The organism is Neorhodopirellula pilleata, from assembly GCF_007859915.1.
Classification (GTDB): Bacteria; Planctomycetota; Planctomycetia; order Pirellulales; family Pirellulaceae; genus Rhodopirellula; species Rhodopirellula pilleata.
In genome coordinates, this window is record NZ_SJPM01000058.1 from 1 (window position 1) to 3,432 (window position 3,432).

Annotated in this window: 2 protein-coding genes; both read right to left on the reverse strand. The window is 53.7% G+C overall.

What is annotated here, in order from left to right; translation table 11 throughout:
- Positions 1-430 (reverse strand): tyrosine-type recombinase/integrase (locus tag Pla100_RS30145; RefSeq protein ID WP_231603817.1); only part of this gene is annotated, 430 nt, incomplete at its 3' end.
- Between the two features lie 12 nt (positions 431-442).
- Entirely contained in the window at positions 443-697 is a 255-nt protein-coding gene (locus Pla100_RS30150) for a hypothetical protein (RefSeq protein WP_146583100.1), read from the reverse strand.
- Positions 698-3,432: the final 2,735 nt, after the last annotated feature.

The window sequence follows — 3,432 nt, forward strand, 5'->3', positions numbered from 1 at the left end:
GCTCCTCGCTGATGTGATGCCGCCACACGTTGCCGCTTCGCTTGTCTCTTGAACGCTGACGCGATGGGAACACCCAACGCCAACCGATTTCTCGTCCCGCATTGGGATACTTCCGCGACAACGCGAACGGCAAATAAACCTTGTCGAACCCCTCATCGATATCCTGCTGGTGCAATTGTGTCGCCCAAGCAATCTGACGCTGCAACTCCGGGATGACCTGTTTAGGCAAAAACGTCATCCGGTCTTTTTGGCCCTTCCCATCACGAACCAACAAACGGCCTTCGTCAAACCAAACGTCTTTGATCCGCAACCGACGACACTCTTTGTGTCGAAGCCCGGCACCATACATCAGCAACAACATGATCCAGTGCATACCGGTCATCTGCTCCTGCAATAGCTTAATCTCTCCGCGGCTGTACCAAACGGGCATCGAATCCGGACGTTATCGTTGCAGAATCAAATCGCGGTAATACTCCACCGCCCGCACGGCCTGCCACCGTTGCCAAGCCGGAGCTCCCGACTTCAGCAAACTGCGAGAAAACTGCAAAGCGGCGTCGCGGTTGACGGGCAATTCGTCCGTAAGCCCTTTACGAAAACTCATTGCATATCGTCGCAACCATTTCGGAAACCAAATTCGATCGCTCTCCCCAATGTCTTCTGCCGAGGCCACGACCAACTCATACTTAGCAAGCGTCATCAGATTGACCTTTCAAACTGCCAGGGTTGCCCCTACTGAGCGAATTAAGTAATATCACTCGGCAGAATATCGAGTTGAGCGATATTGGTCAAATGCCCCTAGTGACTCACCCCGTATCACGGTATATTGCCCTACTGACTCACCCCGTATCGCCGTATATGACCCTACTGAGTAGGGTTGAATATATTGTTCGTCGGTGCTGCAACGACCGGCCCCGGCCCGAATCCAGGACTGAATCAACGCTCGTTGAACACTGGTTCGCCCACGTTCGATACACTGACATCCGGCCAAACTCGTTCGAACTGTCGCCGTTGGGACACGACGAACTATCCCGATGCACGGCAGCGGCCAAGACGACTTTTTACAACTTCCAACTTTTCACCGGCCGCTCCGTGATCGGCGGTGTTCGTCGGTGCTGCAACGCCCGTCCCCGGCCCGAATCCAGGACTGAATCAACGCTCGTTGAACACTGGTTCGTCAACGTTCGATACAATGACATCCGGCCAAACTCGTTCGAACTGTCGCCGTTGGGACACGACGAACAATCCGATGCACGGCAGCGGCCAAGACGCTATTTCGGAACTTCTAACTTTTCACCGGCCGCTCCGTGATCGGCGGCGTTCCCCGACCGAAGATGACGCATTGACGTGGGCTGCAGCTACAATTCACTGATTGATCACAATGCATCTCCTGCGGACGCGCAGTCAATCGGTGACATGGTCATCGGACTCTTGGTGTCAGAGCGATTTCTCTTGGACCAACCGAATGAAGACTGCGTACTTAATGGCGTTGGCTATCCGCCTGGTCCGCGCATTGCCGAAATATTTGCCGACGCCGGTTCGTGCGTTCCGTTTTGGGAACCACATGCAACAAATGGCGTAAAGGTTCACGCAGAGCGATACGTCAACTACTTTGCATTTCCGCAGCTTCACTACGTTTCTTGCCCAAAATGTCGGCACCAGTTTCCATACGGGGAAGAAGTAATCGATCAACTTTACGATTGCGTTGGCGAGTTTATCAATGACGATAGAATCGCTCCGATTTGTTGTCCTCGCTGTGACGGGTCATCACGTTCTAACGAATGGAGGACGGAGCCGGACATCGGTATGGCGTACCTTGGAATAGAGTTTTGGAATTGGATTTCGTTTTCGTCACCGCTTTGGACCACCTCGATTCCGGAATTGATTCGAGAACGACTTGGGCGAACGATGGCGGTCAGTTGGGGCAAACTGTAAAATGCGGGGAACAATGACATGCACGGGAGCACGGCTTGCGGCGTTTCTCGCAGCGGATAGTTCACTCTCCGTGCCCCGTGATGTCCGCCGTTCGTCGGTGCTGCAACGCCCGGCCCCGACTCGAATCCAGGACTGAATCAACGCTCATTGAACACTGGTTCGTCAACGTGCGATACACTGCCATGCGGCCAAACTCGTTCGAACTGTCGCCGTTGGGACACGACGAACTATCCGATCCACGGCAGCGGCCAAGACGCTATTTTGGAACTTCAAACTTTTTACCGGCCGCTCCGTGATCGGTGGTGTTCGTCGGTGTTGCAACGCCCGTTCCCGACCCGAATCCAGGACTGAATCAACGCTCGTTGAACACTGGTTCGCCCACGTTCGATACACTGACATGCGGCCAAACTCGCTCGAACTGTCGCCGTTGGGACACGACGAACTATCCGATCCACGGCAGCGGCCAAGACGCCTTTTTACGACTTCCAACTTTGCACCGGCCGCTCCGTGATCGGCGGTGTTCGTCGGTGCTGCAACGCCCGTCCCCGGCCCGAATCCAGGACTGAATCAACACTCGTTGAACACTGGTTCGCCAACGTTCGATACACTGGCATGCGGCCAAACGCGTTCGAACTGTCGCCGTTGGGACACGACGAACAATCCGATCCACGGCAGCGGCCAAGACGCCGTTTTGAAACTTCAAACTTTTACTAGGCCGCTCCGTGATCGGTGGCGTTCGACTGACGCAACCGACCGGACCCGCCGAATGGAATCGCTGAACCCTTACCGTTCACCTCCTTGCTCCGTAAATTCGTGTGCAAGCGGATTGGACGTTTATCGCCGATACATCCTTCGCCACTTTGTCTGTTTTTTTACGACCTACTTGACGTGCACCTTTGCCTTCTATTGCGCTTTCGCAGGACTAGACGAAACCGTAGCCGCTTTCACCGGCCAATTTCGCGTCTGGTCTATGACACTGAAGATTGGTCTGGGACTTTGGTTTGTACACGCATGTGTAGCAATGCTGAACGCAAACATATTCCGCGCTGGTCCGGTCTTCACTTCTCTGGTAGGGGCAATTGCATTTATGGCTTGCATTCTTTGCCAACAACTTATTCAAGACTATGGACCCAATTCACTCGCTGTCCCGATGTCATGGACTCCGGAATACATTTTGCTTTCTTTCTATTTCGTCGTATCCGTCACAGCTGTAACGCCGCTCGTCTGTCTAAATCGCAACCCAATTTCGAGCGAATAACGATCGGATGCACCGGAGTAGACTCGCTTATCGGGGTAGAGAAACTTTTTTGAATGTTGAGTTTTGTTTCAACTCTTAACTTTTTCGGATGACCCGTCTACCCGGTGATCCGTGTTGTTCGTCGATGTTGCAACGCCCGGCCCCGACCCGAATCCAGGACTGAATCAACGCTCGTTGAACACTGGTTCGCCCGCGTTCGATACACTGACATCCGGCCAAACTCGTTCGAACTGTCGCCGTTG